Annotated in this window: 3 protein-coding genes; 1 reads left to right on the top strand and 2 read right to left on the bottom strand. The window is 68.5% G+C overall.

What is annotated here, in order from left to right; genetic code table 11:
• Positions 1-696: lyase family protein (locus ACTH43_RS18450; protein WP_441446340.1), on the top strand; the 696-nt coding region annotated here is incomplete at its 5' end.
• Between the two features lie 187 nt (positions 697-883).
• Here ACTH43_RS18450 and ppk2 read toward each other — a convergent pair.
• Positions 884-1,789 (bottom strand): polyphosphate kinase 2, encoded by a 906-nt coding sequence (gene ppk2 / locus ACTH43_RS18445; protein ID WP_441446339.1) that lies wholly within the window; start codon positions 1,787-1,789, stop codon positions 884-886.
• 190 nt (positions 1,790-1,979) lie between these two features.
• Positions 1,980-3,136, bottom strand: a 1,157-nt coding sequence (gene purH, locus ACTH43_RS18440) for a bifunctional phosphoribosylaminoimidazolecarboxamide formyltransferase/IMP cyclohydrolase (protein WP_441446338.1), incomplete at its 5' end; no start/stop codon positions are given.

Genomic DNA, 3,136 nt, shown 5'->3' with positions numbered 1-3,136 from the left:
GTCGAGGCCACCAGCGACACCGGCGCGTTCGTGACCTTCTCCGGGATCCTGCGCCGCATCGCGGTGAAGATCTCCAAGATCTGCAACGACCTGCGCCTGCTGTCCTCGGGCCCGCGGGCCGGCTTCCACGAGATCAATCTGCCCGCGGTGCAGCCGGGCAGCTCGATCATGCCGGGCAAGGTGAATCCGGTGATCCCGGAGGTCGTCAACCAGGTCGCCTTCGAGGTGATCGGCAACGATCTCACGGTGGCCTTCGCCGCCGAGGGCGGGCAGCTGCAGCTGAACGCCTTCGAGCCGGTCATCGCGTTCAACATCCTCGAGTCCACGCGCATCATGACCCGGGCGATGAACACGCTCGCCGATCGCTGCATCGCCGGCATCACCCTGAACGAGGACATCCTGGAGGACCACCTGCGCCGCTCGATCGGCGTGGTCACCGCGCTGGTGCCGGTGATCGGCTACGCCGCCGCGACCGATGTGGCCGCCACCGCCCTGGACACCGGCCGTCCCGTCGCCGATCTGGTGCTCGAGCGAGGCCTCCTGGACGAGACCCGGCTGAAGGCACTGCTGTCCCCGGCCTCGATGACCCGCCCGCACCGCACCACCCCCACCGGCACCCTGCCGGCGCTCTCGGAGGAGTGGCTGGACTCGGGGGAGATCGCCCGCCTGCCCGAGGAGCCGATCACGGAGGGCTGACTCCCCTCGCTCCCCTCGCCCTTCCCCCGCCCCTCACTCTCGACCGCGACACGCCGACCGAGAACACCGGCTCCGTCCCCGAACGGGAGCTGCCGGTGTTCTGGGCCGGCGTGTCGGTGCGTGCGAGTGCGGGAGGGGTGCGTGCGTGCGCGCACGGTATATGCGGGCGCGCCGAGGGAGCATCAGCTCACTCGTCGGCCTCTTCCATCTTGCCGCGCATGACGAGCTTGGGATCGGGGAGCCCGACGACCTCGTGGTCCTTGTCCTCGTACTCGAACTGCGAGAGGAAGTAGCGCATCGCGTTCAGCCGCGCCCGCTTCTTGTCGTTCGAGCGGATGATGGTCCAGGGCGCGTACTTCTTGTCCGTGCGGCGGAACATCTCCTCTTTCGCCTCGGTGTACGCCTCCCAGCGGTCCAGGGACTCGAGGTCCATCGGGGACAGCTTCCACCGCCGCACCGGATCCAGCTGGCGGATCGCGAAGCGGGTGCGCTGCTCCTTCTGGGAGACGGAGAACCAGAACTTGGTGAGGTGGATGCCGGAATCGACCAGCATCCGCTCGAAGTAGGGCACCTGGTTCATGAACGTCTCGTACTGCTCGGGCGTGGCGAAGCCCATCACCCGCTCGACTCCGGCCCGGTTATACCAGGAGCGGTCGAACATGACCATCTCGCCATCGGTGGGCAGATGCTGGATGTAGCGCTGGAAGTACCACTGGCCGCGCTCGCGGTCGCTGGGCTTGTTCAGCGCCACCACCCGGGCGGTGCGCGGGTTCATGTGCTCGGTGAAGCGCTTGATGGTGCCGCCCTTGCCGGCCGCGTCCCGCCCCTCGAAGATGATGATCGACTTCTGATCGTTGTCTTCGAGCCAGTACTGGTACTTCAGCAGTTCGACCTGGAGCTTGTACTTCTCGCGCTCGTACTCGTCCCGGTCCATGCGGGTCTCGTACGGGTATCCCTCCTGCCAGGTGTAGACGGGATTGCCCTGAGGGTCGATGAGATCCGGGTCCGGAGTGTGCCCGTCGAGGACCGAGTACCCCTCTTCGCGCAGATGCTCGATGTACTCGCGCAGGCTCTGGTTGTCAGGGATCTTCACGGTCGCTCCTTCGCACGCTGGTGTATGGGTCCAACTCTAGAGGCCCCGCATGTCCATTCGGTGAACTGAGGGCCCCTCGACATGCGCGATGGGGGCACCGGCGCCCCGCGTGAGCGGGACGCCGGTTCCGCGGGCGCGGATGCCTGCACCGCCCCGGCGAGAGTCCTCGCCGCCGGGGCGGGCGACCGGCTCAGTGCGCGAAGTGGCGCGTCCCGGTGAGGTACATGGTCACCCCGGCTGCACGGCAGGCCTCGATGACCTCCTCGTCGCGGATCGAGCCGCCCGGCTGGACGATCGCGCGCACGCCGGCGTCGAGCAGGATCTGTGCACCGTCGGCGAAGGGGAAGAACGCGTCCGACGCGGCGACCGCACCGCGGGCCCGCTCAGGCACCGCGGCACCGTCGGCGGCCTGTCCCAGGCTGTTCGCACGGGCGACGGCAAGACGGCACGAATCCAGGCGGTTGACCTGGCCCATCCCGATGCCGACCGCTGCGGAGTCCTTGGCCAGCAGGATCGCGTTGGACTTCACAGCCCGCACCGAGCGCCAGGCGAAAGCGAGGTCCGCGAGGGTGGCGGCATCCGCCGCGTCGCCCGCGGCGAGGGTCCACTGCGAAGGATCGTCGCCCTCAGCGGCGATGGTGTCCGCGTCCTGGATCAGCATCCCGCCCCAGATCTCACGCATCTCGACGCTGCGGGAGTACTCCCCCACCAGTCGCAGGATCCGCAGGTTCTTCTTGGTGCGCAGCAGCTCGAGCGCCTCGTCCTCATAACCGGGGGCGAGGATGACCTCGGTGAAGACCGGCTTGACCTGCTGGGCCATGGCGAGGGTGACCGTACGGTTGGTCGCGATGACACCGCCGTAGGCGGAGACCGGATCGGTGCCGTGGGCGCGGGCATGGGCGAGTGCGATGTCCTCGGACTCGTCGGCCACCGCGATGCCGCAGGGGTTGTTGTGCTTGACCACGGCGACGCTCGGACGGTCGTGGTCGTAGGCCGCGCGCACGGCGGCGTCGGCGTCGACGTAGTTGTTGTAGCTCATCTCCTTGCCGCCGAGCTGCTCTGCGCCGGCCAGGCCCGGGGCGCTCTCGTCGGTGACGGCCAGACGCGCCCGCTGGTGCGGGTTCTCGCCGTAGCGCAGGGTCGCGGTGATGCCGAGCTCGGCGGCGTCGGCATCGGAGAGGTCGAGGATGGAGATGTCCTCGTCGTCGTCGAAGGAGCCGTCCTCGTCGGAGTCTGCCTGGTCGTCGGCGCCGGTCGGGGTGTCATCCTCGGCCGTGTCCTCGAGCTGCTCGAGCATCCAGTCGCTGATCGCGTCGTCGTACTCGGCGGTGCGGGTGAAGGCGATGG

The sequence above is a fragment of the Brachybacterium sp. genome (assembly GCF_052095815.1).
Taxonomy (GTDB): domain Bacteria; phylum Actinomycetota; class Actinomycetes; order Actinomycetales; family Dermabacteraceae; genus Brachybacterium.
Note: the sequence above shows the minus strand (reverse complement) of the source record. Positions and strands in the feature narration are given on the sequence as shown.